The 18,099-nt window shown below is 63.2% G+C and carries 19 protein-coding genes; 1 reads left to right on the top strand and 18 read right to left on the bottom strand.

Annotation, left to right across the window (positions count from 1 at the left end; all coding sequences use genetic code 11):
- Positions 1 to 101: 101 nt before the first annotated feature.
- The 16 genes from C935_RS0109345 to C935_RS0109270 all read right to left on the bottom strand — a co-directional run bounded on the left by C935_RS0109345 (position 102) and on the right by C935_RS0109270 (position 14,368).
- On the bottom strand, positions 102 to 1,049 hold the full coding sequence (locus tag C935_RS0109345) for an NAD-dependent epimerase/dehydratase family protein (RefSeq protein ID WP_018862238.1): 948 nt from the start codon (positions 1,047 to 1,049) through the stop codon (positions 102 to 104).
- The gene (locus C935_RS0109340) at positions 1,046 to 1,822 is read right to left on the bottom strand and encodes a glycosyltransferase family A protein (protein WP_018862237.1); all 777 of its coding nucleotides are present in this window, start codon (positions 1,820 to 1,822) and stop codon (positions 1,046 to 1,048) included. The genes C935_RS0109345 and C935_RS0109340 overlap by 4 nt, the downstream gene beginning before the upstream one ends.
- A 477-nt stretch (positions 1,823 to 2,299) precedes the next feature.
- Positions 2,300 to 3,214: a glycosyltransferase family 2 protein gene (locus C935_RS0109335; RefSeq protein ID WP_038044514.1), complete on the bottom strand. Its 915-nt coding sequence runs from the start codon at positions 3,212 to 3,214 to the stop codon at positions 2,300 to 2,302.
- 112 nt (positions 3,215 to 3,326) lie between these two features.
- Entirely contained in the window at positions 3,327 to 4,598 is a 1,272-nt protein-coding gene (locus C935_RS0109330) for an O-antigen ligase (RefSeq protein WP_018862235.1), read from the bottom strand.
- A gap of 89 nt (positions 4,599 to 4,687) precedes the next feature.
- Complete coding sequence (locus C935_RS12850) at positions 4,688 to 5,623, bottom strand: glycosyltransferase family 2 protein (RefSeq protein ID WP_018862234.1); 936 nt, start codon at positions 5,621 to 5,623, stop codon at positions 4,688 to 4,690.
- 156 nt (positions 5,624 to 5,779) lie between these two features.
- Positions 5,780 to 6,406, bottom strand: a complete 627-nt coding sequence (locus C935_RS0109320; protein WP_026278746.1) for a class I SAM-dependent methyltransferase — start codon at positions 6,404 to 6,406, stop codon at positions 5,780 to 5,782.
- A 60-nt stretch (positions 6,407 to 6,466) separates the two neighbouring features.
- Positions 6,467 to 7,147, bottom strand: coding sequence for an AAA family ATPase (locus C935_RS0109315; protein WP_081616596.1), 681 nt, complete (start codon positions 7,145 to 7,147; stop codon positions 6,467 to 6,469).
- Between the two features lie 37 nt (positions 7,148 to 7,184).
- Complete coding sequence (locus C935_RS0109310) at positions 7,185 to 8,939, bottom strand: ABC transporter ATP-binding protein (RefSeq protein WP_018862231.1); 1,755 nt, start codon at positions 8,937 to 8,939, stop codon at positions 7,185 to 7,187.
- 595 nt (positions 8,940 to 9,534) lie between these two features.
- Entirely contained in the window at positions 9,535 to 9,948 is a 414-nt protein-coding gene (locus C935_RS0109305; protein ID WP_018862230.1) for a PIN domain-containing protein, read from the bottom strand.
- The gene (locus tag C935_RS0109300; RefSeq protein WP_018862229.1) at positions 9,948 to 10,223 is read right to left on the bottom strand and encodes a type II toxin-antitoxin system Phd/YefM family antitoxin; all 276 of its coding nucleotides are present in this window, start codon (positions 10,221 to 10,223) and stop codon (positions 9,948 to 9,950) included. The genes C935_RS0109305 and C935_RS0109300 overlap by 1 nt, the downstream gene beginning before the upstream one ends.
- 133 nt (positions 10,224 to 10,356) lie before the next feature.
- Positions 10,357 to 10,743 carry a type II toxin-antitoxin system VapC family toxin gene (locus tag C935_RS0109295; RefSeq protein ID WP_018862228.1) on the bottom strand — a complete coding sequence of 129 codons (387 nt, stop codon included), beginning with the start codon at positions 10,741 to 10,743 and terminating at the stop codon, positions 10,357 to 10,359.
- Positions 10,727 to 10,987 (bottom strand): type II toxin-antitoxin system Phd/YefM family antitoxin, encoded by a 261-nt coding sequence (locus tag C935_RS0109290; RefSeq protein ID WP_018862227.1) that lies wholly within the window; start codon positions 10,985 to 10,987, stop codon positions 10,727 to 10,729. Before C935_RS0109290 ends, C935_RS0109295 begins: the two co-directional genes overlap by 17 nt.
- A gap of 297 nt (positions 10,988 to 11,284) precedes the next feature.
- Positions 11,285 to 11,728: a transposase gene (locus C935_RS0109285; RefSeq protein WP_018862226.1), complete on the bottom strand. Its 444-nt coding sequence runs from the start codon at positions 11,726 to 11,728 to the stop codon at positions 11,285 to 11,287.
- A gap of 227 nt (positions 11,729 to 11,955) precedes the next feature.
- Positions 11,956 to 12,336, bottom strand: a complete 381-nt coding sequence (locus C935_RS0109280; protein WP_018862225.1) for a type II toxin-antitoxin system VapC family toxin — start codon at positions 12,334 to 12,336, stop codon at positions 11,956 to 11,958.
- Positions 12,333 to 12,539 (bottom strand): AbrB/MazE/SpoVT family DNA-binding domain-containing protein, encoded by a 207-nt coding sequence (locus C935_RS0109275; protein WP_018862224.1) that lies wholly within the window; start codon positions 12,537 to 12,539, stop codon positions 12,333 to 12,335. Before C935_RS0109275 ends, C935_RS0109280 begins: the two co-directional genes overlap by 4 nt.
- A 113-nt stretch (positions 12,540 to 12,652) precedes the next feature.
- A complete protein-coding gene (locus C935_RS0109270; protein WP_018862223.1) occupies positions 12,653 to 14,368 on the bottom strand; it encodes a bifunctional sulfate adenylyltransferase/adenylylsulfate kinase in 1,716 nt (571 codons plus the stop codon).
- Positions 14,369 to 14,805: 437 nt separating this feature from the next.
- Here C935_RS0109270 and C935_RS0109265 point away from each other — a divergent pair, with 437 nt between their 5' ends.
- Positions 14,806 to 15,903 (top strand): Wzz/FepE/Etk N-terminal domain-containing protein, encoded by a 1,098-nt coding sequence (locus C935_RS0109265; RefSeq protein WP_018862222.1) that lies wholly within the window; start codon positions 14,806 to 14,808, stop codon positions 15,901 to 15,903.
- Positions 15,904 to 16,114: 211 nt separating this feature from the next.
- Here the strand turns inward: C935_RS0109265 and C935_RS0109260 are convergent, their stop codons facing one another.
- Both C935_RS0109260 and C935_RS0109255 read right to left on the bottom strand, forming a co-directional pair.
- Positions 16,115 to 17,281: a nucleotide sugar dehydrogenase gene (locus tag C935_RS0109260; RefSeq protein ID WP_018862221.1), complete on the bottom strand. Its 1,167-nt coding sequence runs from the start codon at positions 17,279 to 17,281 to the stop codon at positions 16,115 to 16,117.
- Between the two features lie 397 nt (positions 17,282 to 17,678).
- Positions 17,679 to 18,011 (bottom strand): MarR family EPS-associated transcriptional regulator, encoded by a 333-nt coding sequence (locus C935_RS0109255; RefSeq protein ID WP_018862220.1) that lies wholly within the window; start codon positions 18,009 to 18,011, stop codon positions 17,679 to 17,681.
- Between the last annotated feature and the right edge of the window lie 88 nt (positions 18,012 to 18,099).

Genomic DNA, 18,099 nt, shown 5'->3' with positions numbered 1-18,099 from the left:
CCAGGGGGCTGGCCTCCTACGGGGGCGGGGGGTGGGTGGGTTTTGTGGGGGTGGGGATCTCTGCGGGATGGCGTGCGGAGGTTAGGCGCGGGGCCTGGGTTTTACCCCCGGGATGGCGCGACGGCGCGTCTTAGGCCTTCGTCGACACTGACGGGGGGCTCCCAGCTCAGTGTCTGGCGTGTATGCGTGATATCCACCTGCAAGGAATCGAGCAGCCGCGTGGCGATCTCGGCACGGCCCACGGCGCGTGCCCCTGCGCGCAAGAGCGCCGGGGGCACGGGCACCAGCCGCGCTCGCCGCCCCATCGCCGCCGCCACTCTTCGCAGCAGGCCCGTCGTTGAAAGGTCTTCCCCGTCCCCGGCGAGGAACACTCGGTTTGCTGCCGCCGGGTGTTCCAGGCACGTAACCAGCAGGTCGACGAGGTTGTCCAGCCCCACCAGGGAGCGGCGATTGTCCAGTGCTCCCAGCGGGAGCGGCACGCCCTTGCCCACCCAGCGCGCCATCCGCGCGAAGTTGCCTCCGGCGCCTGGGCCGTACACCAGCGGGGGGCGAACAACGACCACCTCCATGCCAGTCTCGCGGGCCAGCGCAAACAGCCCCGCCTCCGCTTCCGCCTTCGAAACACCATAGGGGTCCACCGGGGCCGGGGCATCCTCCGCGGTAAACGCACAATGGGGCGACGTCTGCTCGCCATTCACCTTGATGGAGCTGACGAACACGAAGCGCCGCACACCCGCCTGCGCGGCCTGCCAGGCCAGTGCCAGCGTGCCCTCCACATTGGTGTGCCGATATTCCGCCAGCGGATCGGCCGCTTCCTCGTCCATTACGTGGACGCGCGCGGCCGCATGCACTACGCCCTCCACGCCTTGCAGCGCATCGCTCCAATCCGCATCTGCGCCAAGCGACGGGGTTATTGCCAGCTCCGCACCGTCGGGCAACAGCGCGTGGCGACGAGAAGCGGCCACCGGGGTCCAGCGGCGCTCACGCGCCAGGCTGGAAACCACCGCGCCGCCCACAAAGCCCGTCGCTCCGGTTACCAGAACCTTCATGGTTGCCGCTTGATGGGGTGCAGCACCCCCATTCTGGTTGCCAGGCCCGGGAAGCGGCGTCGCAGTACGCCTCTCAGTGCGTACTGGCCGAAGTAGTACCAGGCCTTGGGTGGCGACAACCCCTCTACGTCCCGATACATCCGCCAGGTATAGAAGGCCGTTGAGGCCTTGTTCGACGAAATCGAATCAGAGCGGACGCGATACAGACCGAGGACTTCATTCAGACCCATCGCTGTCTCGCCGTCTCTGAGCAGTTCCAGCCACAATGCATAATCCTGCCGCCTGCGAATCAGCGGCATATAGCGTTTGCCCAACACGCTCGTATCATACATGGCCGTCAAACAGCCCACGTAACATGTCTTGAGGAGGTCGGAATAATGGAGCCGCGTGGGGACTCCAACAGGCGAGATGGGGAAGCCGTTTTCATCCACCCGCTGATAGGCACCGTAGGAAAACGTGGCGCCTGTCTCGCGCATGAAGGCGACCTGTCGATCAAGCTTGTGGGGCAGCCAGAGGTCATCTCCATCCAGGAAGGCGATATACCTTCCGCGGGCGAGCTCGGTGGCCTTGTTACGCGCCACCGCAGCGCCGCCATTGTGCTCCAGCTGGACTACACGGATTCGCGAATCTTCCTCCGCTAGCTTGCGTATAACCAAGCCGGAAGAATCGCTGGAGGCATCGTCGACTACGATCAATTCCCAATCGGCAAACGTTTGCGCGATTACCGACCGTATACTTGCCTCTACGAACCTTTCACCGTTGTAGACGGGCATTACGACCGAAACGGCGGGGCTGCCTGCATTCCCTAGTTCATCCACGGGAAACCCATCTCAGTAGAGTCCACGTCGCCTGTGTCGTAGAGATCTCCGGCCGCCTTTCACCCCCCTGTGTTTGCGCGAACCGGCAACCAACACCTGCAAAGAACGCCTGATGGAAAACCCGTCGCTTCGGCCAAAAACCGGAAGGTCCGGGCACCACACGAGCGCTTTGCAGCCGCATAACCAAGTCCAACCTATCATGGTCATGAAAGGCACAAACTGCCCGGATCAACGAACCGGACACTGTCTTGTTTGAACTGTGACCCGTACCGAAATTTGCGAGCCTCGCCGGGGTTATTTCCGCTTCTTCCGCGGCCACTGCGGATCGCTCTGACGGCTGCACTGCCCGCCCCGCCCTACCCGCTGGATAGCATTACCATGACGCCGTCGGATACCTCATGCGTGGTCCACAAGCCACCACCGCAATGGCGTCTACATGCGCGCGCGCTCACTCCCGGCGCGCCTGGATCGGCGCACAAAGCCGAGTACTTCACGGATCGTCAGTCGGCGAAACATCGGCCAGAACAAGCCATTTGCGAAGGCTTCCCGCAGCACCCGGAAGAACACCAAGGGCCCTTGCTGCAAGCCCCGGTAAAGATAGCCACCCGCATGCATCCGGCCGGACACGGGCAGCACCTCAAGCGCCTGGTTGACGCGCCCCAGAACCCGCATCCTCGCCAGCAGCGCCTCCACGTTCTCTGCTCCTGTGAGGCTCCCCTTACGTCGAAACAGCCTATAGACCGTCTTCGGAACCACTCGTATGCGCGTCGCCTGGACGGCCGCCAACACATTGAAGCGAACATCGTTACTCACATGCGTCTCTTCGAACCTGCCGATGACCGATTCGATGAAATCGCGCGAATAGACCTTCGCCACAGGATTCACATGCCCCAGCTTTAGCGCTTCCAGTTTCTTGTCGGAGGGGGCATCCAGATACCCCAGGCATAGCTCGTTCATCCGATCGGTCCGGTTGGATGGCGAGCGATCGACTTCCTGCACGGCTTCGGCCAGAAAATAAACAAGCTCGTCCCCGGGGCCGACATGCTCGTCAAACACATCGAACGCGCCCGGTAGAAACTCGTCGTCGGCATCGGCGAAAACGAGCCACATGCCTCGAGCATGTTCCAGCCCCACGTTGCGCGCCGCTCCCGCACCCCCATTTCTTGTGGTCGACATCCAGCGCACCCGAGGCCACTCCTCCTTTAGAGGGTCAAGCGCTGACGGATCCGGGCTGCAATCATCGACCACGATCACCTCCAGCCCGTCGCGGTCAGTCGGCACGGTCCTCAGCAACCGGGCCAGTCTCTCCGGGTCGTTAAAGTGCGGGATAATCAATGAATAACGCATGATCAATCGACGGTTTTCCGGATGGGGTTCCAGGCGATCCAAATGATGTAGCCACGTAACGAGGGCCAGCCCGGGCCCTCACGAGCGCTGACCACTCAACGCGCATAAGAACTTACGACGAGCGAGCCGACACCCAGCGCTGCCCGCCTGCACTGTCGAGGGCTGCACCGCCAGGTGGTCTTTTTGAGAGATACCCCCAGACGATCCCCAGCGGAACAAACAAAGCGATCCAGTCATAAAGGTTTGTGCTCGTCTGAGCGCTCAGCGCGACCACCAGCAGAATCCCCACCAGGCCATAGCCCCACCACTCGGGCCGCCGCCAGATGCGTACAACGGCTCCAACCAGAGCAGCTGCGACCAGGATCATCAAGATCCACGTCGCGAGAATTCCGCCATCTTCCGCCGCATGCAGAAAGACGTTGTGTGCGTAGGTCGGGTGGATGTCGCGGTACGATCCAACCCCGCCCCCCATCCATGGCGCTTGAGCAATGGCCTCAATCGAGCGTTCCCAGATCAAGAATCGGGATTCCGCTTCTAGCGGGTTCTCGAGTACACGGCGTATCCGGCCCTCGGAGCGTGGATCCAGCATCGCCAGCCACGTGACGACCACCGGGAGCACAGGGACCGCCAGCCAGATCCACATGGCCCGCCTGGCGCGCACCAGGCGAACCGACCGGCCGCCCTGCATCAAGCTGGCCGTAAGCCCTATGACCACCACGACCATGGCCGCCACCACGCCCCACAACATTGCACCGCGGCCGTGGTTCAACGCGAGCCCAACGGCCGCCACCGCGCACAGGAGCACGAGCATGATGGTTCGCCGTGAACGGCCTCCGAAAGCCGCCACAGCGACCAGGATGCCGGCCGCAGCGGCGAGCGCCATGGCTTGCCTCAGGCCCGTAGCCAGGTAGCCATCCCGCTCCTGCAACACCTCAAGCCCGAGCCCGGTGACCGTCACACCAATCACCGCCACGGAAAAGAACAAGCCCCCTCCCACCACGACAAGCACGAAGGCGCGAAACGCCTCCGGCACTCTCAATACCGTGCCAAGCGAAAGAGCGACGACCAGCACGGCGAGACGCATCGCGTCGACTGTCTCAAGGGATCCATTGATCATCGATGACGCCGTCAGCGCCGCCACAAACGCCATCATCAACGAAATGCCGAGCAACTGCGGACGGGCGACAGATGGGCGCGCCACGACCACCAGTGTGGCGGCGACCACACTCAACACAGCGGGCACCGCCCAGACCCAATAACCAACCCCAAACACGGAGCGCACAAGGGGTACGAGCACCATCAGCCCCAGGAGGACGGCCAGGGTGACTTCCGCTTGACGCTTCGACACCGACATCCATGACGGAGGCACCCAGGTAGTGACCATTGGCACTCAGACTCCGTGGCCGGAATGGGGGCGCGCAAGGCCTGGAGCTCGGTCGACAGACGACCAATCCAGCATCCCGGACAACACGGTCAAAAGAACCGCCCCCACCCTCGCCTCCAGCGCGGATACAGGCGCTCCGTGAAGGTGCGCGGCAGAACAAGCTGTACAGCCCGCAGGTATGACTGCCAGCTATACGGGCTCGCAGTGAGCGCAGCCAGCAACTCCTTTGCGGCCATGCGCCGGTGCCCAGCCGCCACAAGCTGCGACATCTTCTGCATGTGGTAGTTACGCACAACAGCGGCTCGAGTGCGGTCGTCGACCAGCTTCATGTACGGGCGGCGAACGGCAATCCAGGAGTCGTCCTCGAGCGCTTTCTTGGCTGAGATCCGCTCGTCACCGGACACGTCGCGCCGAGTCAGCACTTCGTCAACAAAGACCGGCTCGCGGCCCGATGCGAGGATTCGCAGAATGATATCGGCCTCCTGACTAGAGGGCAGGTCTGCAAAGCCCCCGATTGACCTGAAAACTTCACATGGGATCACGAGCGATGAGGTGGTCGCCAGGGACTTCTTCATCTGCTGAGCAAGCGGGTCGCTCGAAGGCGGCTCACCAGACAACACTTCTGAATACCCGTCGCTGATCCGCTCGCGGTTGTACAGAAATCCTGTGTTTTCCGCGCCCGCAGCCCGATAGGCCGCTGCATGCAATTCCAGCTTCCGGGGGTACCAGGAATCATCACTGTCCAGAAACGCGAAGAGATCACCTGTTGCGTATTCTGCGCCAGTATTCCGGGCGGCGGCCCCACCACGGTTGATCCTGTGTGTGACGTACTTCACGGCACCCGTTGAAAGGTACGGCTCCAGCTGCCGGCGAGTTTCGATCTGGAAACGAGAATCTTCGCCATTGTCATCCACGACAATGAGCTCCCAGGGGCCATACGTCTGCTCAAGTACGCTTTCGACGGCGGCCAGCGTGGCCTCCGGGCGACGATAGGTTGGCAGGATTACCGAGATCTTGACCATCATCGAAGGGGAGTCACGAGCTCGGGAAGCCGAACCGAGCGGCGGCACGCCAGGCTACTCGAGGCTGCCACTCGGTTGCCCGTACCCGGGGTCGCCGCGACGCGACTCGGGCCGACGCAGGGCCTGCAGGGGCATCGCCCAACATCACACGTGGGCCCGTCACCGTTTCTCGAAAACGAAGAAGCGGTGATAGGGGTACTCCGGAACCCGGAACGTCCGGCCCAAGCGCACCGTGGCATCCGTCAGAAAGGCATTCGTGACTCGCTCCAGTGAGTACCCCGCCTTGTTGATCTCCCAGTAGTGCTGCCCATCGAACTGATGCCGTGGTGCCTTTAGCCGTGGTTTGGGGATCGAAAATTTGACCGCTCCGATCCTTGGCACATGGATCGATACCGGCCAACGGGTGGCCGCGTCCGGCAAGGAGATGACCACCGCCTTTCGCGCCACGCGGGCCATCTCCTGGAAGGCCTCGAGACTCCGCTCGAACGGCAAATGCTCCAGCATCTGGAACGCGCAGACGACGTCGAATACATCCGCATCGAAGGGCAAATGGAACACCGAGGCGACATAGTCAGGACGAAGTTCCGGGTCCAGATCCAGCGTCTCGACGTGAACGCCAATCACGCCTGCCGCCGCCTTGAACAGGCCCGGGCCCGGACCCACCTCCAGGACCCGCTCGGGTTCCAGCCTGGTGACCTCGTCCAGCTGATGCCACACGCTCGCCCACCGACGTTTGTGTACGTAGTCGCCAAAGGCGTAGTGCGACTTGTCCACCTGCTTTCTCATATTCCAGGTCCCAATGATCTCAGCGCAAAGGCCAACCAAGCCCATGAGCATTCGGCGATACTATGCTCTGTACTTTTGCAATTCCCGGTGAATGATCAGTGCCGACTCACCGGGATCCCGTTCGCCCGAGACACGGATAATGGGCCGACCCCGCTGCTGGATGTGGTCGATCAGTTCGCAATAGTGCTTTGCCGCAGCTCGCTTCCAATCCTTACCGTCCCGTTGTTCGAGACGCTCCGCGGCTATTTGATCGTCTGCCTCCACATACACGTAAACATCTGCGAGGGGCATGTTGGCGTAGTGATGCATGATCACCCTGCCCGAAACACCGGAAAGCAGCGCACTCACGCCCCTTTGGGCAACGCCTTCATCCATTACGTAAACACCCCCGGCCGACCGACTTTGCAGTGTCAGATGCCGGACCAAATCCCTCACCAGTGCGTTGCGCCGCATACGCTGGATACGCCGATCCCGCTCGGTCTGTCGAAGGCCGTCCAGGTACATTCGCAATGTTCCATTGGCTACATACGGATGCCTTCGGAAGGTCGTCTTCAAGTGCCCCATGGAAGCGATATAGTCCATTCGGGACCGGCGCAGCATTCGATCCAGCAAGCTTCGCTGGATCGAAGGCACATGCACATCCGATCCAGAACCCGCCTGCTCGGCCAGTGCGCGGCAAATCGTGGACTTGCCCGCTCCCGGCAGGCCGATGAACTCCACCAGGAGCGGCTTTGAAGGCATGCTCACGCAAGCCCGATGCGCTGGATGGATTGATCTGTCACAACCGTGTCCGCACGTCTGAGTGTCCAGACGACAAGGAGACAACCTGACTGCACTTTTCTACAGTGGACAAACGATGCGCGATCAGGATGAGCGTCTTGGTTGCAGCGAGCCGCTCGACGGCCTGCATGAGTGCCGCCTCAGTCTCGGTATCCAGGGCGCTTGTGGCCTCGTCGAACACCAGTACGGGCGGGTCGTGGTAAAGGGCGCGCGCTATGCCGATTCGCTGCAATTGGCCGCCTGAAAGCCGAACTCCGCGCTCGCCGACCAAGGTGGCGTAGCCCTGCGGCATCTCACCCACAATGAAGTCGTGTACCTGAGCCATACGGGCGCATCGCTCGACCTGTTCATGGTCGATCTGATCGGCAGGGACACCCAGCGCGATGTTCTCGGCCACGCTGGAATCAGTAAGGAAAATGTTCTGTGGCACGTAGCCCAGCGCCTGCTGCCACGCGCGCAGATTGTCGGCAGTGATGGGCTGATCATCCACCACGATCGCCCCCTCAGTGGGCCGCAAAAGCCCCAGGAGTACGTCGACCAGCGTGGTTTTGCCGGAGCCGGACGTACCGACGATCCCCACGGACGTGCCCACCGGGATTTCCAGATTGATGCCCTTCAACGCCGGGTGCTCGGCGTTCGGGTACGTGTAGTGGATGTTTTGCAGAGCAATCATCTGCTGTGGGACCAGAGGCTCCGGGGCCCGTTTATAGAGCTCGGCCAATGCCTCCCCCTGGCAAAGGTCGTTGTACGCATTGTCCACGGCCGCCCCACCGAACCGTAATTTGGCGAAGCCCTTGTAGATGTACTGAGCGGCGGGGAGCAGTCGGTAACCGGCAAAGGCATAAAGCCCAAGAATCGGCAGGATGTCGCCCAGAGCATTGCTGTCCGTGCCACCCTGGGTGGCCAGCAGCACCAGCGCAAGCGCGATCACACCACCGAATCCGACAGCCTCGATGATGAACTTGGGGACTTCGCTGAGCGTCTGGTTCGTGGCTTGGTGACGAGCCTGACGGCTGGAGGGGCCGTCGAACCGGGACAGGTAGGCGCGCTCGCGGCCGAGCAGTTTGATGTCCTTGATACCGCCCAGGGCCTCGCTGGCGGCAGTGAAGCGTTCCTGGTTGGCGCGTGCTCGATCGCGCCCCACCCTACCGAGCAGGCCGCGCACACTGCCAAAGATGAGTGCGTACATCCCGCCGATGACCACCGCCACACCTAACGCCAGCCAGGGGTCGACCACCACCAACAGGATGACCAGTGCGAGAAGCACGACGCTGTAGGCGACCATCTGCATCCCGGGCCGAAAGACATTCTGTACGAGCTGGTCCACCTCGGAGAGGATGTTCTTGGCCATGTCGCCACTGTGGCGATCGAGAAAGAACGCGTAGGGCTGGCGCAGGTAGGTTTCCAGCAGCCGCTTGCCGATGCTGTGACGACGCGTCTCGATGAAGCGATTCATCACGTAATGCGTGAGCGAGCGGAAGCAGGCAGAGAACAGGATCAGCCCGAAGGCGGCCGCGCCCAGCGCGAAGATGAAGGCATCCACCGAGGTAAAACCGAGGCCATCGTAGAGGGCGTTGAGCACCGTGTTGGTCTGCACCACTTCGGGGTTGCCCAGCACGCTCAGAAACGGCATGACCGAGGCGACACCGGCGGTTTCCAGCACGGCCATGACGATGACCATACCGAGCACGAGCCCGCCGCGGCGCTTTTCCCTGGGGGTGAGAAGGGCCAGGGCTTTGCGCCAGGTGTTCATCAGGCAAGGCTCCGTTGGCGAGCCTTTTCCTGTAGGAGGCCAGCCCTCTGGCCGATTGGGCCCTGCACACACCCCATCGCGCAGGGGCCTGCGCTCCTACAGGGGGACTGGGCCCGAGATGCGTAGGAGGCCAGCCCTCTGGCCGAGAGGGCCCTGGACACGCCCCATCGCGCAGGGGGCTGCGCTCCTACAGGGGGCGTCTTGCGTAGGAGGCCAGCCCTCTGGCCGATTGGGCCCTGGACACACCGTATCGCGCAGGGGGCTGCGCTCCTACAGGGGGATTGTTGCTGGGCGCAGGGGGTGGTGGGGCCGGGGGTCACTGGGGTTGGGTTCCGTTGGGGTGTTGCTCTGCAGGAGGTTGGCTGCTTGGCTCAAGGGTGATCGGCCAGGGGGCTGGCCTCCTACAGGGTGGTGCGTTCAGTGGTTGAACGCGGATTGGAGCATGGTTGGGGGGTTGGGCTCAAGGTTTGGGGGGTGGCGCGGCATTGGTGGTGGCTGGCGCTCTGGCCGATGGGGCCTGTCCAACGCCCAAATCGGCCAGGGGGCTGGCCTCCTACATTTTCGGTCGGGATGCGGCCGTAGGGGCGTTTACGGGTCAACGGGGAATCCGGTGGACGTGCAGGCCGGGTACCTTTTCAAAGTCGCCATCGCCCGTCACGAAGGCGCCTTGCGGGTCGACTGCGAGCAGGGATGCTGCCTGAATGGCGTCGGGTGTGCGCAGTCCATGGTGAGCACGCAGTTCCGTCGCTTTGTCCAGAATGGCCGTATCCAGCGCAACGACCGACAACCCCGGGTCGTCGAAAAATGCATCCAGTTGTTCAAGAACCGGGGTGTTCGATTCGCGCAGCGGGCGCACGCGGCATTCCAGGCGGCTCAAGGCGGAGACCACCAGCGCCGGAGGGCCGTCGCTCTGCTCCAGATTTCTGAGCACCTGGCGAACCGCCTCTCGGGTACGAGTATCGCCCTCCAGGAGATAGATGATGGCACTGGCATCCAGGAATGCCAGCATCAATCGGACCAGCCTTCGCGCTCCGATTGCAATTCACGGTCCAGATCCTCCCGGCTTCGGGGTGCAGCCGGCGTTGCATCGTCTTCCAGCAACCGGTGCCACAGGTGCCCCCGGGCCTCTACGCCCGCCGCCAAACGCTGGTAGGACTCCTCGCTCAGGATCACGTAACGCGGACGATTGCGCTGGATCACGTGCACCGGCCCCTTCTCCAGCGCCCGATCCACCGCGCTAATGCCGCGCCGCTTGATCTCCTGCGCCGAAATCACATTCTCCATACACCCTCCAGTACCGATTTGAGTACCGATTATAGCACCTGTAGGAGGCCAGCCCCCTGGCCGATTGGGACATCACCACCGCCCCATCGCGCAGAGGGCTGCGCTCCTACAGCAGAGGGTGACGGGTTGTCGCTTACACCAGGCGGATGGGGCCTGGGTACTGGGCCAGGCGGGTGTCGCTGGTGAGCAGGAGGTAGCCTTCGGACTCGGCCTGGGCAATCAGGATCCGGTCGAACGGGTCCTTGTGGATCTCCGGCAAGTGGCCCACCGCCAGCGCATGGGTCCCGTCGATGGGTAGTTCCGTATAGCCGTGCTCGCGAAGCTCCCGTCGCAGGACAGCTGGCTCGACGACGAAGTCGCTACGCCCGAGGCCCCTCTTGATGGTGACTTCCCACAGGCTGGCGGCACTGTACGCGAGGTCATACTCAGGGTTGAGGATTAGCTCGCGCGCCTCGGAAGGCAGCCGTGGGGAATCGGCAGCCGCCCACAGGAGGATGTGCGTATCAAGAAGGAGATGCATCGTCGCCCTCGAACGCCTCGACAATGGCCTCCTCGCCCATCCGTTCGAAGTCGTCCGGCACACTCACCTGCCCTTTGAGGAAACCGACGCGGCTGGCCACAGCCGGTACCGGGGCCTCGACACGCGTAAGGCGGGCAATCGGCTTGCCGGCCCGAGCGATCACCACCGGCTCGCCCCGGCTAACCTTGTCCAGCAGGCGGGACAAATGCGTCTTGGCCTCATGGATGTTTACCGTCTCGTTCATGTCTGCCCTCGCACCGGTATCCGACTTAGTTTAATTGACTAGACTAGATTATACCCAGGATAAGCACCACGATGCAGGGGGCGGCCTCGGGCCGATTGGGGGTATACCCGGCGCCGCATCGCGCAGGGGGCTGCGCTCCTACAACAATCGAACACCCCCTGTAGGAGGCCAGCCCCCTGGCCGATCGGGGCATCACCACCACCCCATCGCGCACAGGGCTGCGCTCCTACAGCAACCCGACCCCCGTGTAGGAGGCCAGCCCTCTGGCCGATTGGGCGTTCGGCGCAACCCCACCGATCAAAGCCAGATCGCGTCCCAGTGAGGATAGTCACCCAGGTTGCGCACCAAACCGGCACGCAAGGGATTGGCGGCGATATAGCGGGCCAGCGCCGTCAGGTCTTCTTCGCGGCGTACCGCGTGATCGTGGAACCCGGGCTGCCAGAGCGCTCGCCCGAGCCTGCGGGCGGTGACTGCCTTGACCGACCGCACGACGGTGGACAGGGACATGTTGTCGCCGAGCGTCATCAGCCAGTGCAGATGATCGGGCATCACCACATACGCCAGCGTATCCGCATGCCCGAGCGATTGCGCGTGGCGCAGCGTAGCGACCAGTGCACGGGCGGCGGTGAAATCGCGGAACACCGGTGTGCGATCCCGCGTGACGGTGGTGATGAGGTAGATGCGCCCGGGCTCGGAATAGCGGCCACGGCGCAGGGCCTGAGCGTGAGGTTTGCCATCCATGGCATCGCTCCCGTTGTCGGATTGGTGTGTTCGCCGAGGGGCGGGTGGGGGTTGTCTGGTGTTCTCTTCGGCTGGCCATGAACCAGGTTCTGGTCGTTGGGGCTTTGTCTGGCTTCCCATCGCGCAGGGGGCTGCGCTCCTACAGGATGCCCGGGACCCATCGTAGGAGGCCAGCCCCCTGGCCGATTGGATATGTCCAACACCCCATCGGCCAGAGGGCTGGCCTCCTACAGGGGATGCCTCGGGATGTAGTGAACGGCCGGAAGCCCGTCGAAATCCGCGTCCTGGGTCCAGAGATCGGCCTGATGGGCGCGCGCGGTGGCGTAGATAATGCTGTCGGCGAGCGGGAGACGGTGCTGGTTGCCAAGGCTGGCGGCGGACAGCGCCAAAGGCCCCGTGAGTTCGACGAGTTCGCCCTGCTGCATCAGTGCGGCGGCCTGCAGGGCCGCCGCCTCGCCTCGTTGCTGGAGTACCCGTTTGAAGACTTCGTAGAGGCTGATTGTGGGCACGATCAGTTCTGCCGTGGTCTCGATTGCATCTGCAAACACATCGGCATTGGGGCCGTCGGCAAAGTATTCCAGCCACGCGGACGAATCGACCACGTTCACACGCGGTCTCCGTCGCGCGGGATGTCTGGGGCAATGCCCTTGAGGAACCCCCGCATCTCGCTCATACGCCGTTCGGGAATCAGTTCGATGCGGTCGTCGTACGCGACAATCTGAACCTTCTGGCCCGCACGAAGATGCAGCGCCTCGCGTACCGCCTTGGGGATGACGACCTGATATTTCGGAGAGATGGTGAGGGCTTCCATTACAGCACCTTGATCGATCGATGGTTCGTTTTACGAATTTAGCATCGATGCGGCAGATTGGCGAACGCTCCTTGTGCCCCCTGTAGGAGGCCAGCCCCCTGGCCGATCGTGCGCTAAGGGTTACGGATGAACCCCATGGCCTCCAGCTTGAGCAGAATGCGGTGGGCGGCTTCGTCCGGAGTCATCTCGCGGGTGTCGAGGCGCAGCTCGGGGTTTTGCGGCTCCTGGTAGGGGTCGTCGATGCCGGTGAATTCCTTGATGATACCGGCGCGGGCCTTGGCGTAGAGGCCCTTGCGGTCGCGGGCCTCGCAGGTGTCCAGGGGCGTGGCGACGTGGACTTCGATAAAGCCCCCTACCCGCTCGATGCGTTCGCGCACGCGGCGGCGCATGTCGGTGTACGGCGCGATGGGTGCGCAGATGGCGCAGCCGCCATTCTTGGTGATCTCGCTGGCAACAAAGCCGATGCGCTGGACGTTGATGTCGCGGTGCTCCCTGGAGAAGCCGAGCTCGCTGGAGAGCTCCTTGCGCACGATATCGCCATCCAGCAGCGTGACGGCGCGCCCGCCCAGTTCCATCAGCTTGACCCGCAGGGCGTTGGCCATGGTGGACTTGCCTGAACCGGACAGGCCGGTGAAGAACACGGTGAAGCCCTGGCGGTCGCGCGGCGGGAAGCTGCGGCGAAGCTCCTGCACTACCTCCGGGTAGGAGAACCATTCCGGGATCTCCAGACCTTCGCGCAGGCGGCGGCGGAATTCCGAGCTGGGGAGGCTGAGGGTGTGTTCGCCCTCGCGCACCTCGTCGGCCGGCACGAAGTCCGCCCGATCCTGCACGTAGGTCATGGCCTGGAAAGGGACCATTTCGATGCCGATCTCGTCGGCATGGTGCTGAATCAGTTCCTGTGCCTCATAGGGGCCGTAGAAGGCCTGCTCGTCCGGGCCTGCATCGGGGCTGGCATGGTCGCGGCCGACGATCATGTGCGTGCAGCCGTAGTTGCGGCGGATGATCGCGTGCCACAGGGCCTCACGCGGGCCGCCCATGCGCATCGCCAGCGGCAAGAGGCTCAGCTGGGTGGTCTGCTCCGGGGCCTGACGCAGCACATGCTCGTAACAGCGCACGCGGGCGTAATGATCCACGTCGCCCGGGGCGGTCACGCCCACTACCGGATGAATCAGCAGGTTGGCCTCGGTCTGGCGCACGGCGCGCCGGGTGAGCTCCACCTGGGCGCGGTGCATGGGGTTACGCGTCTGGAAGGCGACTACGCGGCTCCAGCCGAGCTTCTGGAAGTATTCGCGCAGCTCTCTCGGGCTGTAGCGGTAGTTGCGAAAGTCGTGGTGGACCGGGGCCTCGAGACCATGCAGCGTGCCGCCCAGATAGACGGGGCCCGTGCGATGCAACAGCTCGTTGACGCCCGGGTGCACGGTATCGCGAGTGCCAAATACCTGTTCCGCCTCGCGAGTGCGATCGGGCGTCCAGCGATGCTCCACGTCCATCACCGCGACGAGCATACCCTCGTCATCGCGCAGGGCGATGCGGCTGCCCTCCTCCACCTGCGCGGCGAAGGCTTCGGTCACATCCAGCGCGATCGGCATCGGCCACAGCGTGCCGTCGGCCAGGCGCATGTTCTCGAGCACGCCGTCGTAGTCCGCCGGGCCCATGAAGCCCGTCAGCGGGGAGAAACCCCCATTCAGCAGCAGCTCTGCGTCACACTGCTGGCGCAGGGTCAGGTCCCAGGAGGGCATATCCCGCGCCGCTTCCCTCAATTCGCGGGCCGTCGCCTCGTCCACATAGCGCTCGCAGAGCACATCGCCATAAGGCGTAATCAATTCCATTCCGTCATCCGTTCTCGTTTCGCGTTCTGTAGGAGGCCAGCCTTCTGGCCGATTGGGGCATCACCAACACCCCATCGCGCAGAGGGCTGCGCTCCTACAGGTACGTACATGCCACCGCGGTGCGCGTCGCCCGCCCGCGTGCCGCCGTACGGCGTGACCCATTCCACTCCGTCATCCGTCGTCGCCTCGCCTTCTGTAGGAGGCCAGCCCCCTGGCCGATTGGGGCATCACCAACGCCCCATCGCTCAGGGGGGCTGGCCTCCTACAGGGGGATGCTCGGGGGTGGATGCGAATTTGACCACGCACACGCAGGATGGGCAAATGCCAAGCTCGGGCGTTTTCTGAGACGGAACTAACGTCCGTCCATTGGCCGGATTCCCTTTATTCGACTAAATCCGGACAATGCGTGCGCTTGAACAATGACCCGAGACCGCTCGATGGCTGCGAACGACCACAAGACCAGCACACCCTCGTCGCCGCCAGAGCGCGACAAGATGCTCTCCCGTCCCTACGACGACGAGATCAGTCTGATCGACTTGTGGAAGGTGCTGGAGCAGCGCAAATGGTGGTTGATCGGGATTGCGCTCGCCGTACTGCTGGCAGGCGTGATGTATGCCTTGATGCAGACGCCGCGCTATGCGTTCGACACGTGGATTACCCTGCCAGCGGATATCGAGGGCAAGGCCCTGGTGGACGTGGCGGCCCTGCGCGAAGAAACGGAACTTCAGTTGGTTGACGCGGCCATCGCAGAGTTGGCCAGCGAACACGACGTACGCGGGCTCTCGGCCTCCCTGGAGAGACTGGGAGAAATGCCGTTGGTGACGCTGTCGACTCTGGCTCCCAAAGAACGTGCCTCGTCGGTGGAGGCATTGCACGCCCGAGTTGCGGACAACCTGCAGGCTCGGGCAGCGCAACGTATTGCCGTGGCACGCCAGGAACTCGAGGGTAAATGGATGGCGCTGCAGCGGCAGCACGAATTCCGCCAGGCATCCCTCGACCGAGAGGAGCAGGAGCTTGGCCTGGCGCTGGACTCCGCAGAGCGCCAACTGGAGCGCCTCGCAGCACGAGAGGAGTTGCTGGGCGAACAACGGTCGGAGGTTCAGTTGCTACTCGACGACCTTGCTGGTCTCGGTGGTGACCTGCCGGCCAACGTGCGTGTCGAACGACAGACCACCCGTGCAGCACTGATGGAGCGCTCTCAGCACCTGCAAGAAGAAATTGAGGTCACTATTCCGGCCTCGCGCGAAGAACTGCAGCAAAAGGTGGAACGCAAGACCATGGCGCTGCAGGAGATTCCCTTCGCTCGCGCGCTGGACCGAGACTGGTTCGAATCTGCGCGCCTGCAACATGAACCAGCCATCGAGCGTTACTCCAACCTGGAAATCGGCGAGATCGCCGTGATGTCGGCCTCTCCGGCTGAAGACCGCCGGGGTCTGATCATTGCGCTTTCTGTGGTACTGGGACTGATGTTGGGCGTGTTTGGCGCCTTTTTCCGAGAGTTTCTGGCGAACGTCAGGGCTACGGAAAACAATTAAATCGCCCTCCAGCCAACGGCCCATCACCGTAGGAGGCCAGCCCCCTGGCCGATCGGGCCCGAGATACACCCCATCGCGCAGGGGGCTACGCTCCTACAGGCGGGAAGGCCCAAGATCCGTAGGAGGCCAGCCTCTGGCCGATTAGGCCTGTCCGACACCCCCGATCGGCCAGGGGGCTGGCCTCCTACAGGGGTGTTGGTGTGTAGAAGGGTTAGTCGCTGCCGAAGAGGTCGCGGGTGTAGATCTTGTCGGTCTGGTCGCGGATGTCGTCGGTGATGCGGTTGGCGACGATCACGTCGCTCATGCGCTTGAACTCTTCGAGGTCGCGGATAACACGGGAGCGATAGAACTCCTCGTCCGGGAGCTCCGGCTCGTAGACGACCACCTCGATGCCCTTGGCCTTGATGCGTTTCATCACGCCTTGGATGGCGGAGGCGCGGAAGTTGTCGGAGCCGCTCTTCATCACCAGCCGGTAGACACCGACGATCTTGGGATTGCGGCGAATGATCGCGTCGGCCACGAAGTCTTTGCGGGTACGATTGGCGTCCACGATGGCCCCGATGATGTTGTTGGGGACTTCGTCGTAGTTGGCCAGCAGCTGCTTGGTGTCCTTCGGCAGGCAGTAGCCCCCGTAGCCGAACGACGGGTTGTTGTAGTGGCTGCCGATGCGCGGGTCCAGACATACGCCGTCAATGATCTGGCGGGTGTCCAGGCCATGGGTCTCGGCATAGGTGTCCAGCTCGTTGAAGTACGCCACCCGCATGGCCAGATAGGTGTTGGCGAACAGCTTGATCGCCTCGGCCTCGGTGGAGTTGGTGAACAGCATCGGGATGTCGTCGTCGATCGCACCCTCGGCCAGGAGGTTGGCGAAGGTCTCGGCCCGCTCGGATTGTTCACCGACGATAATGCGGGAGGGGTGCAGGTTGTCGTACAGCGCCCGGCCCTCGCGCAGGAACTCCGGCGAGAACAGGATGTTGTCGGTCTCCATTTGCGCCTTGATCTCGCGCGTGTAGCCGACCGGCACGGTGGACTTGATCACCATGGTGGCGTGCGGGTTGATCGCCAGCACATCGCGGATCACGGACTCGACCGTGTTGGTGTTGAAGTAGTTGGTCTGCGGGTCGTAGTCCGTGGGCGTGGCGACAACGATGAAGTCCGCCCCCTCGTAGGCCTGCTGCTTGTCGAGCGTGGCGGTCAGGTTGAGGGATCGGTTCTGCAGGAAATCCTGGATCTCGGCGTCGATGATCGGCGATTCCTTGCGGTTGATCTGCTCGACCTTCTCGGGCACCACATCCAGCGCCACCACCTCGTGGTGCTGCGCCAGCAACACCGCATTGGAAAGGCCTACATAGCCGGTACCGGCAACTGCGATCTTCATCCCGAATTCCTTGTCATTCCTGTTTGTTGATGTGCGCATTGGTTGAGGTTAGCCACCGTTTGCGGCTGGCCGGTACCGTATCGGCGAGGATCCGCCCTCTGGCCCCGAAACCGTAGGAGGCCAGCCCCCTGGCCGATAGGGCCTGTCCAACACCCCATCGCGCAGGGGGCTGCGCTCCTACATCCGCAGAGGCATCCCCCCCTGTAGGAGGCCAGCCCTCTGGCCGATGGGGCCTGTCCAGCACCCCATCGCGCAGAGGGCTGCGCTCCTACAGTGACAGCCCGCGGGGCGGTCGGGCTTCTCCTAACCGACTCGCTGGGTTAGCGCGCGCAGAATACCGGTGCCTGGCGATGGCGTGTCGTGCACGGTGCGCGTTCCCCGCTGAACGACCGTGGCTTCAGTCACGTTCCTGGCGCCCCACCTCGGCCCGCAGCTGTTCGATCTCGGCCATCAAGGCCTCGTGTTCCGCGCGTTTACGTTGCAGGAAGTAATAGGCCAGTCGTGCCTTTTCGCTCACGCCGCTCGGGGTGAGCTTATACAGATATCCGCGTTTGTTACCGCTGCGCGTGAAATTCTGCGCCTTGACCCAGCCACGCGCGAGCAGCGCCCGGAGGGCGTGATTGGTCCCCCCGACGGAAATACCCAGCTCGCGCGCCAGAGCGCGCTGCGATCGCGTGGGGTCTTCCTCCAGCAAGCGCAGGAGTTTGAAATGAAGTTCGTCGGAAGGCATGGAGTCGCAATTTCGGCTGCGCGGGGGGCAGCACGCGGTTGGCTGTTCATTCAATGAACGGCGATTCCAGCACGGCACCCGGCACGCT

Origin of the sequence: Thioalkalivibrio sp. ALJ3 (assembly GCF_000377205.1) — a bacterium.
Taxonomy (GTDB): Bacteria; Pseudomonadota; Gammaproteobacteria; order Ectothiorhodospirales; family Ectothiorhodospiraceae; genus Thioalkalivibrio.
This window is presented reverse-complemented; position numbering and strand designations above follow the sequence as displayed.

Coding starts and splice junctions, on each gene's coding strand:
- C935_RS0109345 (WP_018862238.1), bottom strand. CDS start 1,049: ATGAAGGTTCTGGTAACCGGAGCGACGGGCTTTGTGGGCGGCGCGGTG.
- C935_RS0109340 (WP_018862237.1), bottom strand. CDS start 1,822: ATGCCCGTCTACAACGGTGAAAGGTTCGTAGAGGCAAGTATACGGTCG.
- C935_RS0109335 (WP_038044514.1), bottom strand. CDS start 3,214: ATGCGTTATTCATTGATTATCCCGCACTTTAACGACCCGGAGAGACTG.
- C935_RS0109330 (WP_018862235.1), bottom strand. CDS start 4,598: ATGGTCACTACCTGGGTGCCTCCGTCATGGATGTCGGTGTCGAAGCGT.
- C935_RS12850 (WP_018862234.1), bottom strand. CDS start 5,623: ATGATGGTCAAGATCTCGGTAATCCTGCCAACCTATCGTCGCCCGGAG.
- C935_RS0109320 (WP_026278746.1), bottom strand. CDS start 6,406: ATGAGAAAGCAGGTGGACAAGTCGCACTACGCCTTTGGCGACTACGTA.
- C935_RS0109315 (WP_081616596.1), bottom strand. CDS start 7,147: ATGCCTTCAAAGCCGCTCCTGGTGGAGTTCATCGGCCTGCCGGGAGCG.
- C935_RS0109310 (WP_018862231.1), bottom strand. CDS start 8,939: ATGAACACCTGGCGCAAAGCCCTGGCCCTTCTCACCCCCAGGGAAAAG.
- C935_RS0109305 (WP_018862230.1), bottom strand. CDS start 9,948: ATGCTGGCATTCCTGGATGCCAGTGCCATCATCTATCTCCTGGAGGGC.
- C935_RS0109300 (WP_018862229.1), bottom strand. CDS start 10,223: ATGGAGAATGTGATTTCGGCGCAGGAGATCAAGCGGCGCGGCATTAGC.
- C935_RS0109295 (WP_018862228.1), bottom strand. CDS start 10,743: ATGCATCTCCTTCTTGATACGCACATCCTCCTGTGGGCGGCTGCCGAT.
- C935_RS0109290 (WP_018862227.1), bottom strand. CDS start 10,987: ATGAACGAGACGGTAAACATCCATGAGGCCAAGACGCATTTGTCCCGC.
- C935_RS0109285 (WP_018862226.1), bottom strand. CDS start 11,728: ATGGATGGCAAACCTCACGCTCAGGCCCTGCGCCGTGGCCGCTATTCC.
- C935_RS0109275 (WP_018862224.1), bottom strand. CDS start 12,539: ATGGAAGCCCTCACCATCTCTCCGAAATATCAGGTCGTCATCCCCAAG.
- C935_RS0109270 (WP_018862223.1), bottom strand. CDS start 14,368: ATGGAATTGATTACGCCTTATGGCGATGTGCTCTGCGAGCGCTATGTG.
- C935_RS0109265 (WP_018862222.1), top strand. CDS start 14,806: ATGGCTGCGAACGACCACAAGACCAGCACACCCTCGTCGCCGCCAGAG.
- C935_RS0109260 (WP_018862221.1), bottom strand. CDS start 17,281: ATGAAGATCGCAGTTGCCGGTACCGGCTATGTAGGCCTTTCCAATGCG.
- C935_RS0109255 (WP_018862220.1), bottom strand. CDS start 18,011: ATGCCTTCCGACGAACTTCATTTCAAACTCCTGCGCTTGCTGGAGGAA.